We start from the raw sequence: 21183 nt of genomic DNA on the forward strand, positions 1-21183 counted from the left end.
GCCGACCCCTCCGACCTGCTCGACCTCGCCGGACTCCTCACCGACGACGAGCTGGCGCTGCGCGAAAAGGTCCGCACTTTCGTCGACGAGCGGATCCGCCCGAACATCGCCGACTGGTACGAAGGCGCGATCTTCCCGACCGAGATCGTGCGTGAGATGGGCGAGCTCGATCTCCTCGGCATGCATCTGCAGGGCTACGGCTGCCCGGGGCGTTCCGCCGTCGAATACGGTCTCGCCGCCCTCGAACTCGAAGCCGGCGACTCCGGACTGCGCACCTTCGTCTCCGTCCAGGGATCGCTGGCGATGTCGGCAATCCACAAGTTCGGCTCCGAGGCGCAGAAGAACCGCTACCTGCCCGGAATGGCCGCCGGAGAGATCATCGGCTGCTTCGGACTGACTGAACCTACCGCCGGGTCCGACCCGGCATCCATGGCCACCACTGCCACACGTAACGCCGACGGATCTTGGACGCTCAACGGCGCCAAGCGCTGGATCGGTCTGGCCTCGATCGCCGATATCGCCGTCATCTGGGCCGCCACCGACGACGGCATCCGCGGCTTCCTCGTGCCCACCGACACCCCCGGATTCACCGCCACCCCGATCACGCAGAAGCTGTCGATGCGGGCCTCCATCCAGTGCGATATCGAACTTGAGGACGTGAAATTGCCCGCCGAGGCGGTCCTGCCCGAGGTCACGGGACTGAAGGGGCCGTTCTCCTGCCTCAATGAGGCCCGGTACGGAATCATGTGGGGCGCCATGGGGGCCGCCCGCGACTCCTTCGAGGTCGCCCTCGACTACGCACAGAACCGCCTCCAGTTCGACAAGCCGCTCACCGCCTACCAGATCACTCAGGAGAAGCTGGTGAACATGGCCCTCGAGATCCAGAAGGGCACCCTCCTGGCCATCCAGACAGGACGGCTCAAGGACGCCGGGACCCTCGATCCCGTGCAGATCTCCGTCGGAAAGCTGAATAACTGCCGCGAAGCCATCGCCATCTGCCGGGAAGCCCGGACGATGCTCGGCGGCAATGGCATCACCCTCGAATACTCACCGCTGCGGCACGCGAACAACCTCGAATCCGTGCGCACCTACGAAGGTACCGACGAGGTCCACACCCTCATCCTCGGCCGCCACATCACCGGCCAGCAGGCATTCCGCTGATCTGAGTGGGTTGAAGCAGAGGCGGGCTGCATGGTCCGGGCAGGAAATTATTGGCGCATCGTTAGTTTGTACGTACACTGTGTACGTACAAACTAACGATGATGCTCTCACATCACTTCTTGCAAAGGGGATTCGTCATGGTTGCCGAATCGCAGATCAAAAGTCGCATTCCGCTTTTCGACGGGATGAATCGGATTCCGGGTGGAATCATGCTCATTCCGCTCATCCTCGGCTCCATTGTCGGGACCTTCTTCCCCGGATTCCTTGACCTCGGGAACTTCACCACGGCGCTATTCAAAGACTCGGCTCTACCGCTAATCGGCATCCTCATCTTCGCCACGGGGATGCAGATCACATTGAAGACTTCGGGTCCGGTTCTGGCGACAGCGGGAACAATTCTCCTGACGAAATCACTCATTCCCGCAGCGCTGGTCGTCCTCTTGGGGCATTTCGTCGGGATCGACGGAATCCTGGGAGTCTCTATCCTTGCGCTGATCGTCACCATGGACAACAGCAACGGCGGCTTGTGGCTTGCCTTCACCGGTCGTTATGGAGATGCCCGTGATCGGGGAGCGTATATGGCCTCAGCCATTAACGATGGTCCCTTCTTCTCAATGCTCTTCCTTGGCGCGGCAGGACTTGCCGACATTCCCTACACTCTGCTTCTGGCTGCAGTGATCCCGCTCGTTCTCGGTATCATCGTCGGCAACCTCGATGAGAAATGGACCGAGATCATGCGTCCAATTCCGAATATGGTGATCCCGTTCTTCGCCTTTGCCCTCGGAACCGGAATCGATCTCGGAAACGTCGTCACTGGTGGCCTTTCGGGCCTTTTGGTCGGCGCCTTTGCCACTCTCTTCACCGGAACTTTGGCGTACTTCGGATACCGGTGGATCCTCCGTCGTGGCAATCAATCCGGAATCGGAATTGCCTCGGCGACGACAGCAGGAAACGCCATCGCCACCCCAGCGATCATCGCTGGCGCTGATCCGACGTTCGAGCCCTTCGTCGAGGTCGCAACAGCCCAGGTCGCCTCGGCAGTTCTCGTCTCCGCCGTTCTCGCTCCGCTCCTCGCCGCTTGGGTCCTCAAACGGGAGCGCGGACTCAAAGCTCAGGACGAGAATACCGAGTCAGCCCCGCTGCGCCCCGAGGGACTGTGACATCCCCGGCAGTCCTCGTCGTCGCCGACGACCTGACTGGAGCAACTGACTCGTCTGTGCAGTTCGCGCGTGCCGGTTGGCAGGCGCGACTTCAACTCGACGAGTCCGTCAGCGAGAATCAGTCGAACGGGACGGTGAGTGCGCGAGTTACCGACGCTCGTGCCATGAACGACGACGAAGCACGTCAACTGACGCGGGAAGCAGTGCTCGCTGGTACTGCTGGTCAAGATCAGTGCCTCTTCCTCAAGATCGACTCAACCCTGAGAGGCTCCGTCGCCGCGCAGATCGACGGCGCCCTGGCTGGATGGAAGACTGGACAACCGGAAGCGGTGGCCCTTGTCTGCCCTGCCTACCCGGCGATGGGTCGGACCGTCATCGGAGGCAGGCTGCTCGTCGACGGTACCCCGGTTGACGAGACAGCCATCGGAAACGACCCGGTCACGCCGGTGACAACCTCATTTGTGGCGGAAATACTGCCTGACAGCGAAGCTTTCAACGGCTCAATCGAGCACGAGCACCTAAGGCGTGCCATCAAAAGGGCTCAAGGCTCGGGCACCGCGTCTCTGACGGTGGACGCCCGCACCGACAACGATCTCAGTACCATCGCGGAGGTGGTCGCAGAGTTCGGCGGCACCGTCGTTCCTGTCGGCTCCGCTGGGTTGGCTTCCGCTCTCTCAACTGTCTGGGGCTCAGAACTGGAATTCCGGGAATGGGTCGTGCCGACCTGCCGTCGACTTATTATCGTGGCTAGCTCTCTGCACACCGTGACCCGCGAGCAGATCGTCGCACTCACTGAGTCAATGGCTGGAGCAGTCGAAGTCTGGAAGCCTGATCTGACGCAGATCCTGCACCGGGAATCACGTCGAGCATGGCTGGAAGAGGTGCGCGCAGATGACTCATCTGCGCCTGTCGTCGTCATCGATGCCCCAGCTGGACGGACAGTCCAGACGGACCTAGTCGCAGAATTTATCGCTGAGACGACGGCCGAACTCACCGGGTCGGATCCATCGACAGGACTCATGTTGTTGGGCGGTGAAGGAGCGCGAGCAGTGCTCAACCGGCTCGGCGCTCGCGGCCTGCTTATTCATTCGACGGTGCGGGAAGGCATCCCGATCGGCACCATCGACGGCGGGAATCGCCACGGGACAACTGTCGTCACAAAAGCCGGCGGCTTCGGTCGCCTCCCTGATGTTGCATATATTGCTGCAGATCTGCTTGGCATCGAGCTAGAAGGAAAAGAATAATGTCACTACCTGTTTTGGCCATCACTTTGGGAGACGTTGCAGGGATCGGTCCCGAGATCACCGCGAAGTCACTTCTCGGACACGACGAGCTGCGTGAGAAGTGCGTGCCGGTCGTCATCGGCGATGTGGCCTCGGTCCGGCGCGGAGTCGAAGCAGTTGGAGGGGAAGCCTCGGCAGTTCGAGAGATCAGCTCGCCTGCTGAAGCTCGCAACATTCCCGGCACCGTTGAGGTCGTTCAGGTCGGTCAGGATCTGAGCGATGTCGTCGTCGGCGAGCTCAGCGCAGCTGCGGGAGACGGTTCTTATCGGTACGTCGTCGAAGCGTGTCGACTGGCCAAGGCCGGGGACGTTGACGGCATTGTCACTGCACCGCTGAACAAAGCCGCGATGCACGCCGGCGGTCACCAGTTTCCCGGCCACACCGAGCTGCTTGCCCATGAGTTCGGTGTCAAGGATTACTCCTTGGTCCTCTCCGCGGGAGACCTCTATTTCTTTCACCTGACCACACATGTATCAATGCGCCAGGCGATCGAGGACATCACCTACGGTCGCACGCTCAGCGTCCTCAAACTCGCAGGCGCCTTTGCCAAATCGATGGGTACTCCGGACGAACTGATCGGACTTGCCGGACTCAACCCGCACGCTGGGGAGAACCGCCTGTTCGGTAATGAGGATGCCGATGTTCTAGCGCCAGCCGTCGCCGCGGCGAAGGACTCCGGGCTCAACGTAGACGGGCCGCTCCCCGGCGATGCTCTCATTCCCTCTGCAGTGCGCGGCAAGGTCAACCTCGTTGTCGTTTGCTACCACGACCAAGGTCACGCTCCGTTCAAGGCTGTCTACGGCGATGACGGCGTCAACATCACCGTCGGTCTGCCCGTAGTTCGCGTGTCCGTCGACCACGGCACAGCCTTCGATATCGCCGGACGGGGAATCGCACGCGAGACCAGCCTTGTGCTGTCTATCGAACGCGCCGCGGCTCTGGCACCCGAATGGGGTGTCGTGTGGGAAGCCGCGCAAGTGATGTGAGATATTCTGATCCGGCCGGGTGAGTCAGCCGAAGGTCCCCGTTCGGACAGAGGAGAATCATGTGGATCGATGATCAGTCTCCCACCAGACTCGACCCTGCGTCCGATGTCCCGTTGCACAGGCAACTTGGTGATACGGTGCGAACTGCAATTGCAGGTGGTCAGCTGCCTCCTGGGACTCGATTGCCTACTGAAGCTCAGTTCCAGGAGCGATTTGGAATCTCCCGGTCGGTAGTCAGGCAGGCGCTGTCGGGACTCACCAGTGATGGTCTGATCCAACGAGGCCGAGGACGCGGAAGCGTTGTTGCACCGAAGCATGAGCATCACCGGGCGGTTCAGAAGATGTCTGGACTGTCTGCTCAGATTGCTACCTCCGACGACGTAGTTACTACCGAAGTTCTTCGACTCGAGAGCGAAGCTGATCCTCGGGCAGAGGCGGCTCTAGGGACTTCGGATCTCGTATCGATATTGCGTCTACGCAGTGTCGGAAGCGAGCCGATTGCACTTATCCACACATGGTTGGCAAGGTCGACTGTGCCGGGACTGCAAGCCAGCGACCTTGTCGATGTCTCTCTGCACGAGACTCTCGCAGCGCGTTATGGGGTCCCCGTTTCCGCTGGGCGCAGGCAAGTGCGAGCAGTCGCAGCTTCGGGATCTGTGGCTGCCGAAATGTCCGTGCCAGTCGGCGCTCCATTGCTGGTGCTAGAAGGCACCAGTCTCGATTCTGCAGGGTCAGCCATAGAATACTTCTGCACCTGGCACAGAGGCGATCAGGTAGCTTTCGATGTCGATGCAGGGGCCAATGCCCAGGACAATTCGCGCTCGTTCAAATCAGGAAGCGTGAATCCACACAGTTCGCCAGACGAAGCCTTGGGACTGAGCGTCAGTGCACTACAACTCGCTGAGTCCTTGACAGAATTTGCTGCGCGTATCTCAGATGAGTCTCAAAGTTGAATTGCTGGGCACCTTTTGATGAGTTAACTATTCGGGGGACTCGGCCGCCACATCACCGGCCAGCAGGCATTCCGCTGAGCTGAGTGGGGCTGCAGTCGGCCGGTACCCAAGGTCAGCCGCTGACCTGCATCCCGCCGACCCACACCTCGGCGGGGGTGCGCAGACCCTCCAGGTCAGTCAGTGGATCGGTCCCGAGGACCAGTAGATCCGCACGGCCGCCGTCGACAATCCGCCCCCGGTCATCCAGCCCGAGCGCATCGGCTGCGCCCGAGGCGGCCGACCGGACCGCCTCGGCGGCAGTCATCCCGGCTTCGAGGAGATAGCCGAGCTCATCGTGCAGCGACGCACCGTGGGGCACGGGCGCGAACGGCGTCTCATTCGCGTCGGTGCCCGCAATGATCCGCGCCCCCGCCTCATGCAGGGCGCGCACATTCGCCAGAGCGAGCGCGAACGCGGAATCGGCACGCTCGCCGAGGCGGGCGTCGGCAATCGCACGCATCATCACCAAAGTGGGGGAGACGATGGTGCCCGTCTCGACGATCCGAGAGATCGTCGCCTCGCTCAGCCGTGCCCCGAACGGGACATGCGTGAGCACATCGACACCGGCCTCGAGGCCGCGATCGAACGCCCCCGGAGTGACCGCATGGGCGACGGTGAGCAGCCCCCGGCCACGGGCACCGTCGACGAGCGCCCGCAGCGTCGGAATATCGAGGGCGGGCACCTCGGTGGCGCCCCGATCCTCGATGATGATCTTGATGAGATCTGCTCCGCCGGCCTCCCTCCAGTCGAGGAACCGCTCGGCATCGTCGGGCCCGGTGACACCGGATTCGATGGGGAATCCCATCGCCTCGATCTGCGTGCTGCCCGGCGCCGAGGCGGCCGATCCGGCGCTGACGATCCCCGGGATTCCGCGGTCGGACCGGAATTCTTCGACAAACGAGTCCGGATGCGTGCCGAGATCGACGAGCGTCGTCAGCCCCGAGTGAAGAGCACCGACGAGCATTGCGCAGAATCGTCATTGACCCACCCTAGTCACCGCAGGCACCCGCCGTCCTCACAGTTCCGGGAACGTGACCCCGGTCAGCTCTTCGGACACCGCCCACAGTCGGCGAGCCACCTCGGTGTCGGTGGACTTCGCCGAACGGGAGGCGAACCCCGGTCTTCCGCGGATCTCGAACGGACCGGTGGGGCCGATGTAGCTGCCACCGGGCAGATCGGCGACAGCGGCACAGAGCGTCGGCCGTGCCCCGTTCTGCTCGCTCTGGGCGACCACCCGGGTGAACGCACGGCTGACTCGGGCGTCCAAGGAGCCGTCGTCGCTGGACCCGAAGAGGTTCGTCGCCGCCAACCCCGGATGGGCCGCCGTCGCGAGCACCGAGGATGACCGTTCGGACAGTCGACGTTGGAGTTCACAGGTGAAGAGCAGGTTCGCCAGCTTCGACTGACCATAGGCGGCCATCGGCCGATACGGTCGGCCCGTCCATTGGAGGTCGTCGAATTCGATCGTGCCGAACCGGTGGGCGATGGAAGCGACGGTGACGATGCGCTCACGCACCTGCGGGAGCAGCAGATTCGTCAGGGCGAAATGGCCGAGGTGGTTCGTCCCGAACTGCGATTCGAACCTGTCGACGGTCCGGTACAGGGGCGGGATCATGATTCCCGCATTGTTGATGAGGAGATCGATCGGATCGGTGAAGTCCGCTGCGAAATCGTGCACCGAGGACAGATCGGCGAGGTCGAGGTCGCGCACCTCCGTACTGCCGGACATCGTCGTTGCGGCGGCTTCACCCTTCGCGCGATTGCGCACGGCCAGGATGACGTGGGCACCGCGGCTTGCGAGTACCCGAGCTGTCACCCGACCGAGACCGCTGTTCGCGCCGGTGATGAGAACCGAGCGCCCTGTGAGATCGGGAATGCCGAAGTCGATCGGAGAAGTCATGAGGCCATCCTAGATTTCCGCCCTGGCAGTCGGCTGTTCAACCGAGCCGCCACCGCACCACCGAATTTGTTAGGGTAGCCTTCGTGCCGAAGACCCCTGAAACCGGTGCGCAGATTCTGCGCCGAGCCGCCCGTCGGCGCATCCGTCCACTGCTCGGCGGGTCGGGCGCACTGTCCGTGTGGCAGGTGTGCGAAGCGCTCGTGCCGGTGGCGATCGGCATCATCGTCGACCGGGCGATCATCCCGCTGTCGATCCCGGCTCTCGTCATCTCGATCATCGGCCTCGGCCTCCTCTTCACCGTGCTCAGCCTCGGGTACCGTTTCGGCGCACGTCTGTGCAACTCCGCCCGTGAACACGAAGCCCACGCCCTGCGCGTCGAGATCACACACGCGGCGCTGACCGCCCCGAGCCTGCCGGCCGACCGCACCTCGGGCGAAATCCTGTCCACCGCGTCCGCCGATGCCGACACCGCGGCCGCGTCCTTCCAGCAGGCCGGACGCGGCATCGCCTCGGTGTTGGGCATGATCACCGCCGCGGTCTTCCTCCTCATCGCCGACCCCGTGACCGGACTCGTCGTCCTCATCGCCGTGCCCATCGGTCTGATCATCGTCGCCCTGCCCGGCCGGTCCGTCTCCGTGCGCGCGACCGCGCAGCTCGAAGCTGTCGCCTCCGCCGGACGCTCGGCCTCCGACCTCATGCACGGACTGCGCGTGATCAAAGCGATGGGAGGGGAACCGTGGGCGGTGCGTCGCTACCGGACCACCTCCGATGCGGCCGCCGAAGCCGGCGTCGCCACAGGTGAGAGAACCGGCCGCGTGGCCGGACTCGGGGCGCTCGTCATGTCCGCGGTGCTGGCGATCGTCCTCATCGTCGCGGGCCTGCGTCTCATCGACGGCCAGATGAGCGTCGGGGCGCTGATCGGCATCCTCGGCATGACCGCCTTCCTCACCGAACCCATGCGCGCACTCGCCGACATCGTCGGCCTCTTCGCCCAATCACACGGAGCCGCCGACCGGATCGCCCGCCTGCTCACCAGCCTCGATGCTGCAACCAGCACAGCCGATGCGACGGACACCCTCGCCGAGGCGGCCCCCACCACCCGTGGCACCCGCCCGAGTGTCACCACCACCGAATCCGGAATCACCGTGACCGGATGGCCGACGAACGGCGAGGCCCGAGAACTCACCACCACCGGCGGAGCGCTGACCTGCATCGTCTCCGAGGATGCCGAGGACGCAGCCGTGCTGCTGGCTGAGCTGACCTCTCATGCCCGGATCCTCGGCCCCGCCCGGATGCTCGTCGCGCCCCACGACGTCGACCTGTTCGAAGGCACCATCGGATCGAACATCACGATGGTCGTCGCCGACGATCGGACAGAGGCAGCCGATCACCCGACCGGCCACCCGCCGATCTCGCCCGAGGTGCTCACCGCCTCGGGAGTCGATGAGCTGCTCGACCTCGTCGACGGGGGACTCGACTATCGGATCCAGGAACTCGGCGGGAACCTCTCCGGCGGTCAGCGGCAGCGCGTCGCATTGGCTCGAGCCCTGAACGCCGACCCGAAGATCCTCGTCCTCGCCGAACCCACCACCGCCGTCGACGCGGTCACCGAAGCGAAGATCGCCCAGGGACTCTGCCGACTGCGCCACAGGGGAGGAGACCAGGCCACGATCATCCTCACCTCGTCACCGGCCTTCCTCGCCGCCGCCGACACCGTCGTCTATCGCCCCACGTCAGGCCCGCTGCTCATCGGCCGCCACGCCGACCTCCTCGAGACAGACACCGACAGCGCCGCAGCATACAGAGATGCGGTGACCCGATGACGACACCGACCAATACCACCCTGACGATCGCCTCGCGGCGTCGCTCCTTCGCTCATCTGGCCCCGCTGCTGCGCCGCAGAGTCGGCTGGATCGTCCTCCTCGTCGTCGCGGGACTGGCCAACGCCGGAGCCGGCCTCGTCGGGCCGTGGGCGATCGGCCGTCTCGTCGACGAACTCCCCGCCGGAGCCGACACCGAACTCGTGTGGACGTGCGCCATCGCCGTCGCGATCGCCGGCATCGTCATGGCCGCCGGTACATGGATCGGCGCCTGGGCGCTCGCCCGGATCGCGATGCCCGTCGTCGCCGAACTGCGCACCGAGGTCGTCGACTCGGCCCTGACACTCGAGTCCCAGCGGATCGAACGCACCGGCACCGGCGACCTCGTCTCCCGCGTCGCCGACGACTCCCGCAAGATCGGCGAGGCCGCCGGCCAAGTGCTGCCGCTCGTCGTCGAATCCCTCCTCGTCGTCGTGGTCTCCGGCTTCGGTCTGGCCGCCATCGATTGGCGTCTCGGCCTCACCGGTCTTGTCGCCGTGCCGATGTACTGGCTCACCCTGCGCTGGTATCTGCCCAGATCAGAACCCATCTACAAAGAAGAACGCGCGGCTTTCGGCAGGCGCGCCGGCCGCCTGCTCGGCGGCCTCACAGGTAGCACGACCCTGCGTGCCTATCGCGCAGAGGCCGGGGAGATGCGACGCATCGACTCCGCCTCCGCGCATGCCCGCGACCTGTCGATCGACGTCTTCCGATTCGTCACCCGCGCCTTCGGTCGCAACAACCGCGCCGAGGCGGTCGTCCTCTCCCTGCTCCTGGTCGCCGGCTTCGTCCTCGTCTGGTTCGGGGAGTCCACCGCCGGCGCCGTGACCACGGCGGCCCTGGTCTTCCACCGCCTCTTCAACCCCATCGGCGCCCTCGTGGGACTCTTCGATCAGGTCCAATCGGCCGGCGCCTCCCTGACCCGGATGGTCGGAGTCATCGACGAAGCCAGAACCGCGCCGAGGCGACCGATCCAGGCTGCACCCACCACCCCCACGCTCGTGCTCGAGGACCTGTGGTTCTCCTACGACACCGACCCGGATACGGACAATCACGTGCTGCGCGGGGTGAACCTGAGCATCGCGCCGGGTGAGCACATCGCCGTCGTCGGCACCACCGGTGCCGGGAAGACGACGCTGGCGAAGATCGCCGCGGGACTGTCCGCACCCGGTCACGGACGGGCACGTCTCACGGATGGCGGGGCCGCCTCGGCGAACGGGGTGAACGTGGGGTCGATGGACGAATCCGCGCTGCGCCGGCATATCGCCATGGTCGCGCAGGAGGTGCACACCTTTTCCGGCAGTCTGCGCGAGAACATCACCCTGCCGCGTCCGGACGCAAGCAATGACGAGGTTCGCAATGCCGTGGACATGGTCGGCGCCGGGTGGGCGACGTCCCTGCCCAACGGCCTCGACACGCAGGTCGGGGAGGGCGGGGTCCGCCTGTCCGCGGTTCAAGAGCAGATGATCGCGCTCGCCCGCCTCGTCCTCGCCGACCCGGACTTCGCGATCCTCGACGAAGCCACCGCCGAGGCGGGATCGGCCGGAGCCCATGTCCTCGAATCCTCCGCCGAGGCGGCCCTTGCCGGCCGTGGTGCGCTCATCGTCGCCCACCGGCTCAGCCAAGCGGAGAAAGCCGACCGGATCCTCGTCATGGAGCACGGGCAGGTCATCGAGGAAGGCACCCACGCCGAACTCGTCGGTGCGGGCGGCCGCTACGCCGAGCTGTGGGAGGCCTGGTCGGGCTGAGGTCGTTGCCCAACCCGCGTCATCAGCTCAGGCCGAGCACCGTCGTGGCGATCGTGAAGTAGAGGATGAGGCCCGTGGCATCGCAGAACGTGGAGATGAACGGGTTGGAGAACACCGCCGGATCCGCCCCGACTTTCTTCGCGATGATCGGCATCAGCCCGCCGACGGTCGCGGCCATGATGCACACCGAGAGCAGGGTCAGTCCGATGACCAGGCCGATCGCCCAGCCGTAGACGAGCCCGGCGATGACGAATCCCAACGCGCCGAGCACAGAACCGAGTACCGCGCCCACGCGCAGCTCCCTCCAGATCACTCGTCCGAGGTCGCGGACGCGCACCTCGCCGACGGCCAGGGCGCGGGTGACGGTGGTGGCCGCCTGGTTGCCGGTGTTGCCGCCGGTGCCGGTGAGCAGCGGAATGAATAGCGCGAGGACGACGACCTGATCGAGTCGGTCCTCATAGACTTCGAGGACCTGGACGGTGAGGATCGCTGATACGGCGAGGACGAGCAGCCACACGATGCGGCTCTTGACCAGGCGAATGATCGTCGAGGACAGGTAGGAGCGGTCCAGCGGTTCCGTACCGGACCCGCGGGCGAGGTCCTCCGCGTCCTCCTCGTCGACGATATCGAGGACGTCGTCCATGGTGAGGATGCCGACGAGCCGCTCCTCCTGGTCGGTCACCGGCATCGCGATGAGCCGGTGGGAGAGGAACTCACGCGAGGCTTCCTCACGATCCGTCAGCGCATGAGTGCTCAGCGAATCACGAACCATGTCCTCGATGATCGTGTCATCCTCGGCGGCAAGCAGGTTGCGCAGCGACACCACTCCGCGCAGCACCCGGCCGGGACCGACGACGGGCAGCAGGTAGACGGTCTCGGGTCCGTCGATACGGGCGCGTACGACCTCCATCGCTTGGGCGGCCGTCCAATCCTCGTGGATGCCGAGGACTTCCGGAGACATGTACCGACCGATCGCGGACTTCGGGTAGCCGAGCACCGCGGACGTCATCGACCGCTCGCCCGGGGTCAGCCCCTTCATCAGGCGGCTGGCCACGCTGGCGGGCAGTTCACCGAACAGTTCGGCGCGGTCATCGGGGTCGAGGCCCTCGACGATATCGGCGACCTCGGGTTCGCGGAGATTGCCGATGAGTTCGGCTTGGTACGCCGGAGGCAGGTCCTCGAAGACGTCGAGTGCCTCCTCCTTCGTCAGCACGCGGAAGAGCATCGCCGACTGCAGCGGGGTCGAGGTGTGAACGAGTCGGGCAATCTCGGTACGCGGGACCAGCCTGGCCAGACCGGAGATCTCGTCGAGAGTGCCGGGATCGATTCTGCCGGTGAGCGCGGATTCGAGTCGGTCGGCCGCCTCGGTGCCCTCTGTCGTATCGGCCACACATGCCCCCTCACCTCGGACGGAAACTCCCGCAGTCAAGCCTAGGCCATCCACGAGGCGGTGCCGACCTCGCCTCGACAGCGCGCAGCCGCGACAATTCGGGCAGCACCGAAACAACACAGCCCTACGATGGTGGCATGACGAGGAGATTCCCGGAGTCCGCACCGAACATCGCCGCCCTGGCGTCGGCCATTGCCGACCCGAGGCGGGTGATGATCTGTGCCGGCCTCCTCGACGGTCGTGCCTGGACGCTCACCGAGCTCTCCCGCGCCCTGTCGATTCCGATGTCGTCGATGTCCGAACACGCCAACGTCCTCATCGACCACGATATTCTCGCCGAGCGACGGGAGGGGCGACACCGCTATGTTCAGATCGCTTCGGCCGACATCGCCGACTGGCTGGAGCACACGGGAGCCCTGGCCGGCGGATCGATGACCGCAGCACCGACGCTGGCCGCGAAGACCCGTGACCGTCAGCTCATCGAAGCCCGCACCTGCTACCGACACATCGCGGGCCGGTTCGGAACTCAGCTCTTCTCCGCACTGATGCAGCGAGAATGGATCGATCCGTCACTCACCATCACCGAATCCGGGAGGGCCGGGCTCGCCGAGGCATTCGGACTCGAGGTCGGTCAACCGTCCGCCTCGTCGCGACCCCTTGTGCGCCGGTGCCTCGATTGGACGGAGCGCCGCTCCCACCTCGGCGGTCGACTCGGCGATGATATCTGCCGCACCTTCTTCGACCGCGGGTGGATCCTGCGACGCCCGCGCTCGCGAGCTCTGACGATCACCGCGGACGGGCGCGACCGCCTCGACTGGGTGCTCAGCGCACAGAGAGATCATCTCTGACCGCCAGCGAACATTCCGACAGCGAACAACGGAGACCGACGATGACCGCACCCACCGACACCGCGAGAGCCTTCCGCGAACTGCACGTTCCCGGCGACCCGCTCATCCTGCCGTGCGCCTGGGACGTGGCCAGTGCGCAGCTCTTCGCCGAGGCGGGGCATGCGGCCATCGGCACCACAAGTCTGGGAGTCGCCGCTGCCATCGGCGCCGCCGACGAGGATCGCGAAACCCTGACCACAAGCGCGGATCTTGCCGCCGACCTGCGACGGGCGCTGCCGGACCTGCCGCTGACCTGCGACTTCGAAGACGGCTATGGCGACGGCCCTGAACTCGTCGTCGACTCCGTGTCCGAGGCATTCGCCGCCGACTCCGCGACCGGACTCATCGTCGACGGCATCAACATCCAGGACTCGCGACAGAATCGGATGAGCGAACCCGGAGTGCTCGCTGCGAAGGTGACGGCGATCAAGGAGTCGTTCCCTGCTCTGTTCGTCAACGCCCGGATCGACACATTCTGGACCGGCCAGGACAACCTCGGCGAGGTCACCTGCCGCATCGACGCCTACACCGATGCCGGCGCCGATGGCATCTTCGTCCCCGGAAACCTCGACCTCACGACGATCGAGGTGATCACCGGCCGCAGCCGGGTTCCGGTGAATGTGCTGGCAAGTCCGGGATATTCGCGGACGACGCTCGCCGAGGCGGGGGTGGCCCGGATCAGCACCGGATCCCTGCTCTACCGGGCGGCGATGTCGGGGGCGCTGGGTACCCTGCAAGTGCTCGCCGACGACCGCCCCGCACAGGCGGAGAACGTGCTGCCGTATCGGGCTTTCACTGGACTGAGTCGAGCTCAGTCCTCCTGATACGAGTCGTCGATGACTTCGGGCATGCCGTCGATGACCGAGACCTCTTCGGTTCCGTCGTCGGCCAGGGCATCGACATCGAGGTCGTCACCATCGAGCTCGGCGACTTCGAACTCGTCATCGTCATCGGAGACCATCTCGTCGCCGACACGATTGCCCTGTTCCGCGGCAGGTGACTGATCGGTGTTGAACTCGTCGGTGAGGCCGGGAGCCTCGTTCTCGTCGTCCCAGCCGGCGTCGTCGATGAGAGCATCGTCGGCCCCTTCGATGCCCGTGCCTTCCGGCCCTTCGGCACCGGGCTCGACGGTCGCCTCGGCGGGCTCATCGTCGATGCCGGAGTCGACGTCGACCTGGTCGGCCTCGGCCTCGGCGGCGCTGAGTTCGGGATCATCCAACTCTTCGGCCGTCGGATCGTCGAGTTCGGGATCGTCGAGGATGGGGTCGTCTTCCAATCGGTCGGCCGCATCCGAATCGAACTCGCTCATGATCTCTCCTTCGCTCGCAATCATGTTCGGGCCCTCATTCTTACACGTTGATGGGCCGCAGGCCACGGGCGCGCACTCACTTCCGGTCGAAGCGCTCTTTCCACTCCCGCCAATCCCAGTGCGCCAGAAACTTCTCTCCGGCCATTCGGCCCGACGAGATGAGATCGAGTTTGTCGGCCGTCGTCAAAGCGAAGTCCGTGCTGCTGTGGCCGGTCGTGTCGACGAACACCGTCCTTTCGGTCACCGAAGGGTCGTCGATGTGCCGCCGGTCGTGCGCGTTGATCATCGTTGACAGCAGGGACTTCGCGTATTGGAAGGTCGTCGCGTTGGGCCGCCATTCCGCGGCCGCCGTTCGCCGGGCCGAGAGCATGACGCCGAGGGTCGGCCACCGTGCCGGCAACGCGTCCTTGCGGTCGAAGATGTCGACGGGAAAGTTCGAGAGCAGTCCGCCGTCGGCACCGAGCACGGAGTCTCCACCGGCCACATTCGGCTGGGCGGGCAGAGCGCGCGGTCGGAAGAAGAACGGGCTGGCCGCCGAGGCGCACACCGCCTCGGCGACGGACTGACTGTCCGCATCGATGCCGAGGGCCTCCTCGTAGTCCCAGGGGAGACGGAGCATGCGGCCGCGGGAGACGTCGGAGACGATGACGACGAGGCGATACGACCGTTCCGGCGGAATTGCGCTTTCCGGATCGTCGAGCTTGAGGTCACCCCATGTGCGCACCCCCTGATCGGCCAAAGCCGTGGCGAGGAAGTCGTGGAGTGCCTGCCCCACATATATCCCCTTGTGCAGCAGCAGTCCCTGCACTCGCCCCAACCAGGGGACGTGGCGGAAGGCAGCAGAAAGGTCCTCGAACTCGGTGAAATCCTGTTCGAGGACCTTCTGCCGCAGAGTCTGCGGGCCGATGCCCGCCGCGGTCAGCGCACCGACGATGGCCCCCGCCGAGGTGCCGGCGATCCGGTGGAAGCCATAGCCGCCGTCGGCGAGAGCTTCGACCGTGCCGACCAGGCCCGGCAGCTTCGTACCGCCGCCCTCTAGAACGAGATCGGTCATCGCCATGGCGGCTCCTTTCCTTTGCACACTGATTCCATTGTGGACCAGCGCTGAGGATGTGCCGCCTAGTGACGTGCGACGGTGACGGGCACGTCTCCTTCCGGTGACCTGTGCGTCCGGTTGGGGCCGGTGCGACCGGTGAAGTGGTCCATCGTCTGGTTGACGCCGAGGAAGTCCATGACCTTGTCGAAAGCGCGGGTCGGCAGGAGGCGGGCACCCGGAACCAGGCGGACGAGTGAGGGCATGACCAGCTGCTCACGACCGGATTCGACGGAATCGAGGACCCGCGTGGCCACATCGTTCTCTTCGAGGATGGGGAGCAGGCGGGGGAATTTCGTCTGCACTCCCTTGAACATGCCGGTGTTGATATAGAAGGGGCACACAGCAAGCGTATTGACCCGGCTGCCGTCGGCGCGCAGCTCTCCGCGCAGTGACTCGGTGAAGCCCACCGCCGCCCATTTGCTCGCCGAGTAGTCGGTCTGTCGAGCGACGCCGGTCAGGCCGGCAGCGCTGGCGATGGTGACCACCGAACCGCGGTCACGTTCGATCATTCCGGGCAGGAATGCTTGGGTCGTCCAGTACAGGGCGAAGGTGTTGACGTCGTAGAGGCGACGGATCGCCGCCTCCTCCATGTCGAGAAGCTTCTTGCCGGAGACGATGCCGGCGCAGTTGACGAGGATGTCGATCTGACCGGTCTGCTCGGCCATGGCGGCAACCTGGTCAGCATCGCCGACGTTGAGGGTGAAGGATCGGGTCCTGGTTCCAGCGGCCTCCACCTCGGCGCGCACCGCGTCCCCGCGTTCGTCCGAGAGGTCCCAGATGATGACCTCGGCTGCGCCGCGTGCCGCCGCGTCCAGAGCCATGAGTCTGCCGATTCCGCTTCCGGCCCCTGTGATGAGGATGCGGTTGCCGGCGATCTTCGTTCCACGCGTCATGTCTGTGCGTCCTTGCAGTTAGGCGTCAGTGCTGTCCCTCGCGAGCAGAACCCGCCCAAGCGGACCTCACGAGATGTTACTCAACAGTACATCAGTGTGCTGTGGGTCACGCAAGGGCGGGTTGGCCGATCGCCTGTCGCCCGGGAAGGTCAGCTCTCCTTCATGCCTTTCTGGATGAGGTCCATCACCGAGGAGTCAGCGAGGGTCGTGACATCGCCGACCTCGCGATTCTCGGCGACGTCCTTGAGCAGCCGTCGCATGATCTTGCCGGACCGGGTCTTCGGCAGATCGGGCACGATCATGATCGAACGGGGAGTCGCGATCGGTCCGATCGAGGACCGCACATGACTTCGCAGCTCACCCACGACATCGTCCCCACCGTCGTTCGCGCTCTCCCGGAGGATGACGAAGGCCTCGATCGCCTGCCCTGTCATCTCATCAGCAGCCCCGACCACGGCCGCCTCGGCGACCTTCGGATGTGCGACGAGGGCGGACTCGATCTCCGCGGTCGACATCCGGTGACCGGAGACGTTGAGCACGTCGTCGACGCGGCCGAGGACCCAGAAATCGCCGTCGCGGTCGATCTTCGCTCCATCCCCGGCGAAGTACACGTCCGGATACTGCGACCAGTAGGTCTTCTTGAACCGTTCCTCATCGCCCCATAGGGTGCGCAGCATCGACGGCCACGGCTCCTTGATGACGAGGTAGCCGCCGTTTCCGGGTTCGACGGATTTGCCCTCATCGTCGTAGACGTCGGCGACGATGCCGGGCAGCGGACGCATCGCCGAGCCCGGCTTCGTCTCGGTCACGCCCGGCAGAGGGCTGATGAGGATGCTGCCGTTCTCCGTCTGCCACCAGGTGTCGACGACGGGGCAGCGGTTCCCGCCGATGTGTTCGCGGTACCACATCCACGCTTCGGGATTGATCGGCTCACCGACGCTGCCGAGCAGACGCAGGCTGGACAGGTCGTACTGTGCGGGGATGTCGCGGCCCCATTTCATGAACGACCGGATGGCCGTGGGCGCGCAGTAGAGGATGGAGACCTTGTACTTCTGCACGATCTCCCACCACCGGCCCCGGTGCGGTGTGTCCGGGGTGCCCTCATAGAGCACCGAGGTGGCCCCATTGGCCAGCGGACCGTAGACGATGTACGAATGGCCGGTCACCCAGCCGATGTCGGCGGCCGTCCAGTAGACGTCGGTCTCGGGTTTGATGTCGAAGACCGCCCAATGGGTGAAGGAGGTCCCGACGAGGTAGCCGCCCGTGGTGTGCATGATGCCCTTGGGCTTTCCGGTCGTGCCGGAAGAATACATGATGTAGAGCGGGTGCTCGGAGTCGAAGGCCTCCGGAGTGTGCGTCTCCGCCTGCCGATCGACGACCTCGTGCCACCACAGATCGCGGTCGCCATTCCAGTCCACGTCCTGGCCGGTGCGGCGGACGACGAGGACATTGCGCACCTCGGGGCAGTCCTCCATCGCCTCATCGACGACGGATTTGAGGCCTGAGGCCATGCCTTTGCGATAGCCGCCATCTGCGGTGATGACGAATTCGACTCCGCAGTCTTTGACGCGGTCGGCGATCGCCGAGGCGGAGAATCCGCCGAAGATGACGGTGTGCGGGGCGCCGAGGCGGGCGCAGGCCAGCATGGCGAACACCGTCTCCGGGATCATCGGCATGTAGATGGCGATGCGGTCGCCGGTCTTGACGCCGAGTTCGGTGAGAGCATTCGCGGTCTTCGAGACCTCGCGCAGAAGATCGGAGTACGTGATGGTGCGGGTGTCGCCGGATTCGCCTTCGAAGTAGTAGGCCACACGATCGCCGAGGCCGTTCTCGACATGGCGGTCGACGCAGTTGTAGCAGGCGTTGAGGCTGCCGCCGGTGAACCATTTCGCGAAGGGCTTCTCCGACCAGTCGAGGACCGTGTCGAAAGGCGTCTCCCAGCTGATCCGCTGAGCTTGCTCCTCCCAGTAGCCGATGCGGTCGGCTGCTGCCTTGTCGTACTCGTCGGCTTTCGCATTCGCATTCTCGGCGAAGTCCGATGGGGGTGGGAAAGCCCTGTCCTCGTGGCTGAGTTCCTGAATCGTCGGATTGTTCGTCATCGTGCTCTCCTTTCACCCTGCGCCACCACGACGTGGGCGGGTCATCGAACTCACCTTCAACCTACTCCAGTCGGTTCGGATTTCAAGGGGTGCCCGCAGACGCGAAGAAGCCCCGCTGCCCAGTCCAGGACTGGGAAGCGGGGCTTCCATCTGGTGGCTCCGACCGGCGTCGATCCGGTGACCTTTCGATTTTCAGTCGAACGCTCTACCAACTGAGCTACAGAGCCGAGCCGCCGACATACTCAATAAGTATGTCGAGAGAAACAAAGGCTCTTCCGAAGAAGAGCCTTATGCTCCGCGACCCTGACGGGACTCGAACCCGCGACCTCCGCCGTGACAGGGCGGCGCGCTAACCAACTGCGCCACAGGGCCTTGCTGTTGTGATGGAAGACCTTACGATCTTACACCGTACCCCCAACGGGATTCGAACCCGTGTCGCCGCCGTGAAAGGGCGGTGTCCTAGGCCTCTAGACGATGGGGGCCCAGGTTGTCCTCGGATTCCCCGTGGGCAACGACGTTAAGCTTATCCCACCCGATTCGCGGAATGCAAAACGAAAAGGGGTGTCCTCGGTCACACGACGGAAACGGTGCACTTCGACGTTCCGCAGGGCCGCCTCGGCGTGGGGATCGGGGTCGCTAGAGTGGGAGGCATGGAGGCCCTGAGTGATGAGGAGTTCGACGGGATCCTCGGCGAAGCCCTGGATCTGCTGCCCGCCGGGGTGACCGAACAGCTGGACAATGTCGCCCTGTTCGTCGAGGACCGGCCGGAGAACGGTGATCGACACCTGCTCGGCCTCTATGAGGGCACACCGATCGGGGAGCGGGGGATCGCCGGGTTCGAGATGCCCGACAATATCTTCATCTATCGTGACAACCTCATCGACTTCGCCGAGGATCGGGATCACCTGCGCGAGGAGATCGTCATCACCATCGTCCACGAGATCGCCCATTTCTATGGGCTCGATGACGAACGGCTCCACGAACTCGGGTGGGGCTGAACATCCCCGACCGAAGGGGTTGACGGGCTTACCGACGAGTCACTTGACGTCACGGGAATTGGCGTCCGCAAGCCTACTTCGCCTATTGTGGGCGGGTACATATCAGCACCGATACAACATTCCGTCCGTATCGATGCGGGGACACGGAGCCGTGAAAGCTGCGCCTCCTGGCCCCGCTGACCTGCGGGCAGGAGGCACTACCCCCTTATGACAGTTGCATCCAAGACTTCCAGCGCGGCGACCCCGGCCGTGCGAGTGCTCAATCTGGCAGGCATCGACTACAGCCTGCGCAGCTTCGACCACGACCCCGCCACCCGCCGTTATGGTTCGGAGGCCGCCGACAAACTCGGCGTCAGCTCCGACCAGGTGTTCAAGACCCTGATGATTCAGGTCGACGGGCAGCCCGTGACCGCGCTCGTCCCTGTCTCCGGTCAGCTCGACCTCAAGGCCCTCGCCTCCGCGCGTGGAGCGAAGAAGGCCCAGCTGTCTGGCGTCGCCGAAACCGAACGTCGGACCGGATACCCCGTCGGCGGAGTCTCTCCGTTCGGACAGCGCCATGCCGTGCCGGTCGTCGTCGACCGCACAGCTCTCGACCATTCGACAGTGTTCGTCTCGGCGGGCCGTCGCGGTCTCGAGATCGAGATCCGCCCCGAGGATCTCGTCATGCTCACGAACGCCCAGGTCGCGAAGATCGCCGCGCTCGACTGATCAGCTCTCGCTGATCTGAACGTCGGTCCCCGGCCTCACACCCATTCGACCTCACCGACCTCGGGCTCTGCCCGACCGGCGGTGAGGTCGGCGTACATCGCCACGGCATCGGCCACCTCGGCGAGGGGAACCAGGACGTCGAGTCCGACCTCACCTCCGTAGTCGGCCCGCGTCGTCCACCCCCGGTTCCCGGCCGCCCGCTCCAGGGCGTTGGCCTGGGCATAGTCGACGTGTGCGGACACAGGGACGCGCTCACGACGGGTGACGATCCTCGCCTCATCCACGGCCGCAGAGGTGGCCTGACCGTAAGCGCGCACGAGCCCGCCCGCACCCAGCAGGGTGCCCCCGAAATACCGGGTGACGACGGCGACGACGAAGGTCAGACCATGACCGGTGACCACATCGAGGATCGGAGCACCCGCAGTGCCGGCCGGTTCCCCGTCATCGCTGAAGCGCTGAGTGCGCGAATCGGTGTCGAGGACGAACGCCGAACAATGGTGGCGGGCCTTCGGATGCTCGGCGCGCACCTCGGCGATGACGGACCTGGCCTCGGCCTCATCCGCGGCGGGGGAGAGCCGGGCGAGGAAACGGGATCTCCTGATCTCGATCTCGGCCTCGACGGGGCTGACGATGGTCCGGTAAGACATGCTCGTCACTGTAGTCGAATGTGTTCTACGATGAGCCCACGGGCGCGGATTCCGCGCTCATCCCCGG

19 protein-coding genes and 3 tRNA genes are annotated in these 21183 nt (G+C 65.0%); 11 read left to right on the forward strand and 11 right to left on the reverse strand.

From position 1 onward, the window contains the following. From D3I60_RS04010 to D3I60_RS19320, 5 genes are all read left to right on the forward strand, one after another. A partial coding sequence (locus D3I60_RS04010) for an acyl-CoA dehydrogenase family protein (RefSeq protein WP_262774853.1) occupies positions 1 to 1161 on the forward strand: 1161 nt, incomplete at its 5' end. 98 nt (positions 1162 to 1259) lie between these two features. Continuing rightward, positions 1260 to 2321: a 2-keto-3-deoxygluconate permease gene (locus D3I60_RS04015; RefSeq protein WP_262774854.1), complete on the forward strand. Its 1062-nt coding sequence runs from the start codon at positions 1260 to 1262 to the stop codon at positions 2319 to 2321. Next, entirely contained in the window at positions 2318 to 3565 is a 1248-nt protein-coding gene (locus D3I60_RS04020) for a four-carbon acid sugar kinase family protein (RefSeq protein ID WP_262774855.1), read from the forward strand. Before D3I60_RS04015 ends, D3I60_RS04020 begins: the two co-directional genes overlap by 4 nt. Beyond that, complete coding sequence (gene pdxA, locus D3I60_RS04025; RefSeq protein WP_262774856.1) at positions 3565 to 4590, forward strand: 4-hydroxythreonine-4-phosphate dehydrogenase PdxA; 1026 nt, start codon at positions 3565 to 3567, stop codon at positions 4588 to 4590. Before D3I60_RS04020 ends, pdxA begins: the two co-directional genes overlap by 1 nt. Positions 4591 to 4649: 59 nt before the next feature. Beyond that, positions 4650 to 5543 carry a GntR family transcriptional regulator gene (locus D3I60_RS19320; RefSeq protein WP_369415269.1) on the forward strand — a complete coding sequence of 298 codons (894 nt, stop codon included), beginning with the start codon at positions 4650 to 4652 and terminating at the stop codon, positions 5541 to 5543. A 112-nt stretch (positions 5544 to 5655) separates the two neighbouring features. Here the strand turns inward: D3I60_RS19320 and D3I60_RS04030 are convergent, their stop codons facing one another. Together D3I60_RS04030 and D3I60_RS04035 are read right to left on the reverse strand one after the other, a co-directional pair. Beyond that, complete coding sequence (locus D3I60_RS04030; protein ID WP_262774857.1) at positions 5656 to 6546, reverse strand: amidohydrolase family protein; 891 nt, start codon at positions 6544 to 6546, stop codon at positions 5656 to 5658. A gap of 51 nt (positions 6547 to 6597) precedes the next feature. Beyond that, on the reverse strand, positions 6598 to 7482 hold the full coding sequence (locus D3I60_RS04035) for an oxidoreductase (RefSeq protein ID WP_262774858.1): 885 nt from the start codon (positions 7480 to 7482) through the stop codon (positions 6598 to 6600). Between the two features lie 83 nt (positions 7483 to 7565). Between D3I60_RS04035 and D3I60_RS04040 the strand changes: the two genes are divergently transcribed. Further along, the gene (locus tag D3I60_RS04040; RefSeq protein ID WP_262774859.1) at positions 7566 to 9305 is read left to right on the forward strand and encodes an ABC transporter transmembrane domain-containing protein; all 1740 of its coding nucleotides are present in this window, start codon (positions 7566 to 7568) and stop codon (positions 9303 to 9305) included. After that, positions 9302 to 11089, forward strand: coding sequence for an ABC transporter ATP-binding protein (locus D3I60_RS04045; protein WP_262774860.1), 1788 nt, complete (start codon positions 9302 to 9304; stop codon positions 11087 to 11089). Before D3I60_RS04040 ends, D3I60_RS04045 begins: the two co-directional genes overlap by 4 nt. Before the next feature lie 22 nt (positions 11090 to 11111). Here the strand turns inward: D3I60_RS04045 and mgtE are convergent, their stop codons facing one another. Continuing rightward, positions 11112 to 12479 (reverse strand): magnesium transporter, encoded by a 1368-nt coding sequence (gene mgtE, locus D3I60_RS04050; RefSeq protein WP_262774861.1) that lies wholly within the window; start codon positions 12477 to 12479, stop codon positions 11112 to 11114. 137 nt (positions 12480 to 12616) lie between these two features. On the opposite strand from mgtE, the gene D3I60_RS04055 reads away from it, so the two are divergent. Both D3I60_RS04055 and D3I60_RS04060 read left to right on the forward strand, forming a co-directional pair. Then, a complete protein-coding gene (locus D3I60_RS04055) occupies positions 12617 to 13327 on the forward strand; it encodes an ArsR/SmtB family transcription factor (RefSeq protein ID WP_262774862.1) in 711 nt (236 codons plus the stop codon). A gap of 41 nt (positions 13328 to 13368) precedes the next feature. Further along, on the forward strand, positions 13369 to 14190 hold the full coding sequence (locus D3I60_RS04060; RefSeq protein ID WP_262774863.1) for an isocitrate lyase/PEP mutase family protein: 822 nt from the start codon (positions 13369 to 13371) through the stop codon (positions 14188 to 14190). On the opposite strand, the gene D3I60_RS04065 is transcribed toward D3I60_RS04060, so the two are convergent. From D3I60_RS04065 to D3I60_RS04095, 7 genes are all read right to left on the reverse strand, one after another. Next, entirely contained in the window at positions 14178 to 14675 is a 498-nt protein-coding gene (locus tag D3I60_RS04065; RefSeq protein WP_262774864.1) for a hypothetical protein, read from the reverse strand. The two genes, D3I60_RS04060 and D3I60_RS04065, sit on opposite strands and share 13 nt — an antisense overlap. A 76-nt stretch (positions 14676 to 14751) precedes the next feature. Next, positions 14752 to 15735, reverse strand: a complete 984-nt coding sequence (locus D3I60_RS04070; RefSeq protein ID WP_262774865.1) for a patatin-like phospholipase family protein — start codon at positions 15733 to 15735, stop codon at positions 14752 to 14754. Positions 15736 to 15794: 59 nt separating this feature from the next. Continuing rightward, complete coding sequence (locus D3I60_RS04075) at positions 15795 to 16664, reverse strand: SDR family oxidoreductase (protein WP_262774866.1); 870 nt, start codon at positions 16662 to 16664, stop codon at positions 15795 to 15797. A 149-nt stretch (positions 16665 to 16813) separates the two neighbouring features. Continuing rightward, the gene (acs, locus tag D3I60_RS04080; RefSeq protein WP_262774867.1) at positions 16814 to 18763 is read right to left on the reverse strand and encodes an acetate--CoA ligase; all 1950 of its coding nucleotides are present in this window, start codon (positions 18761 to 18763) and stop codon (positions 16814 to 16816) included. Between the two features lie 151 nt (positions 18764 to 18914). Beyond that, positions 18915 to 18990: transfer RNA gene (locus D3I60_RS04085), tRNA-Phe, on the reverse strand. Between the two features lie 71 nt (positions 18991 to 19061). Beyond that, positions 19062 to 19135 (reverse strand) — tRNA-Asp (locus D3I60_RS04090). 37 nt (positions 19136 to 19172) lie between these two features. Continuing rightward, positions 19173 to 19245 (reverse strand) — tRNA-Glu (locus D3I60_RS04095). Positions 19246 to 19413: 168 nt separating this feature from the next. Here D3I60_RS04095 and D3I60_RS04100 point away from each other — a divergent pair. Together D3I60_RS04100 and ybaK are read left to right on the forward strand one after the other, a co-directional pair. Continuing rightward, on the forward strand, positions 19414 to 19761 hold the full coding sequence (locus tag D3I60_RS04100) for a metallopeptidase family protein (protein WP_262774868.1): 348 nt from the start codon (positions 19414 to 19416) through the stop codon (positions 19759 to 19761). Positions 19762 to 19968: 207 nt separating this feature from the next. Continuing rightward, positions 19969 to 20469: a Cys-tRNA(Pro) deacylase gene (gene ybaK, locus D3I60_RS04105; protein WP_101546357.1), complete on the forward strand. Its 501-nt coding sequence runs from the start codon at positions 19969 to 19971 to the stop codon at positions 20467 to 20469. 35 nt (positions 20470 to 20504) lie between these two features. On the opposite strand, the gene D3I60_RS04110 is transcribed toward ybaK, so the two are convergent. Beyond that, positions 20505 to 21116 (reverse strand): IMPACT family protein, encoded by a 612-nt coding sequence (locus D3I60_RS04110; RefSeq protein ID WP_262774869.1) that lies wholly within the window; start codon positions 21114 to 21116, stop codon positions 20505 to 20507. Between the last annotated feature and the right edge of the window lie 67 nt (positions 21117 to 21183).

Source organism: Brevibacterium permense (assembly GCF_025506275.1).
Taxonomy (GTDB): Bacteria; Actinomycetota; Actinomycetes; order Actinomycetales; family Brevibacteriaceae; genus Brevibacterium; species Brevibacterium permense_A.

Coding starts and splice junctions, on each gene's coding strand:
- D3I60_RS04070 (WP_262774865.1), bottom strand. CDS start 15,735: ATGGCGATGACCGATCTCGTTCTAGAGGGCGGCGGTACGAAGCTGCCG.
- ybaK (WP_101546357.1), top strand. CDS start 19,969: ATGACAGTTGCATCCAAGACTTCCAGCGCGGCGACCCCGGCCGTGCGA.
- D3I60_RS19320 (WP_369415269.1), top strand. CDS start 4,650: ATGTGGATCGATGATCAGTCTCCCACCAGACTCGACCCTGCGTCCGAT.
- acs (WP_262774867.1), bottom strand. CDS start 18,763: ATGACGAACAATCCGACGATTCAGGAACTCAGCCACGAGGACAGGGCT.
- D3I60_RS04035 (WP_262774858.1), bottom strand. CDS start 7,482: ATGACTTCTCCGATCGACTTCGGCATTCCCGATCTCACAGGGCGCTCG.
- D3I60_RS04015 (WP_262774854.1), top strand. CDS start 1,260: ATGATGCTCTCACATCACTTCTTGCAAAGGGGATTCGTCATGGTTGCC.
- D3I60_RS04060 (WP_262774863.1), top strand. CDS start 13,369: ATGACCGCACCCACCGACACCGCGAGAGCCTTCCGCGAACTGCACGTT.
- D3I60_RS04065 (WP_262774864.1), bottom strand. CDS start 14,675: ATGAGCGAGTTCGATTCGGATGCGGCCGACCGATTGGAAGACGACCCC.
- pdxA (WP_262774856.1), top strand. CDS start 3,565: ATGTCACTACCTGTTTTGGCCATCACTTTGGGAGACGTTGCAGGGATC.
- D3I60_RS04045 (WP_262774860.1), top strand. CDS start 9,302: ATGACGACACCGACCAATACCACCCTGACGATCGCCTCGCGGCGTCGC.
- D3I60_RS04110 (WP_262774869.1), bottom strand. CDS start 21,116: ATGTCTTACCGGACCATCGTCAGCCCCGTCGAGGCCGAGATCGAGATC.
- D3I60_RS04100 (WP_262774868.1), top strand. CDS start 19,414: ATGGAGGCCCTGAGTGATGAGGAGTTCGACGGGATCCTCGGCGAAGCC.
- D3I60_RS04030 (WP_262774857.1), bottom strand. CDS start 6,546: ATGCTCGTCGGTGCTCTTCACTCGGGGCTGACGACGCTCGTCGATCTC.
- D3I60_RS04075 (WP_262774866.1), bottom strand. CDS start 16,664: ATGACGCGTGGAACGAAGATCGCCGGCAACCGCATCCTCATCACAGGG.
- D3I60_RS04055 (WP_262774862.1), top strand. CDS start 12,617: ATGACGAGGAGATTCCCGGAGTCCGCACCGAACATCGCCGCCCTGGCG.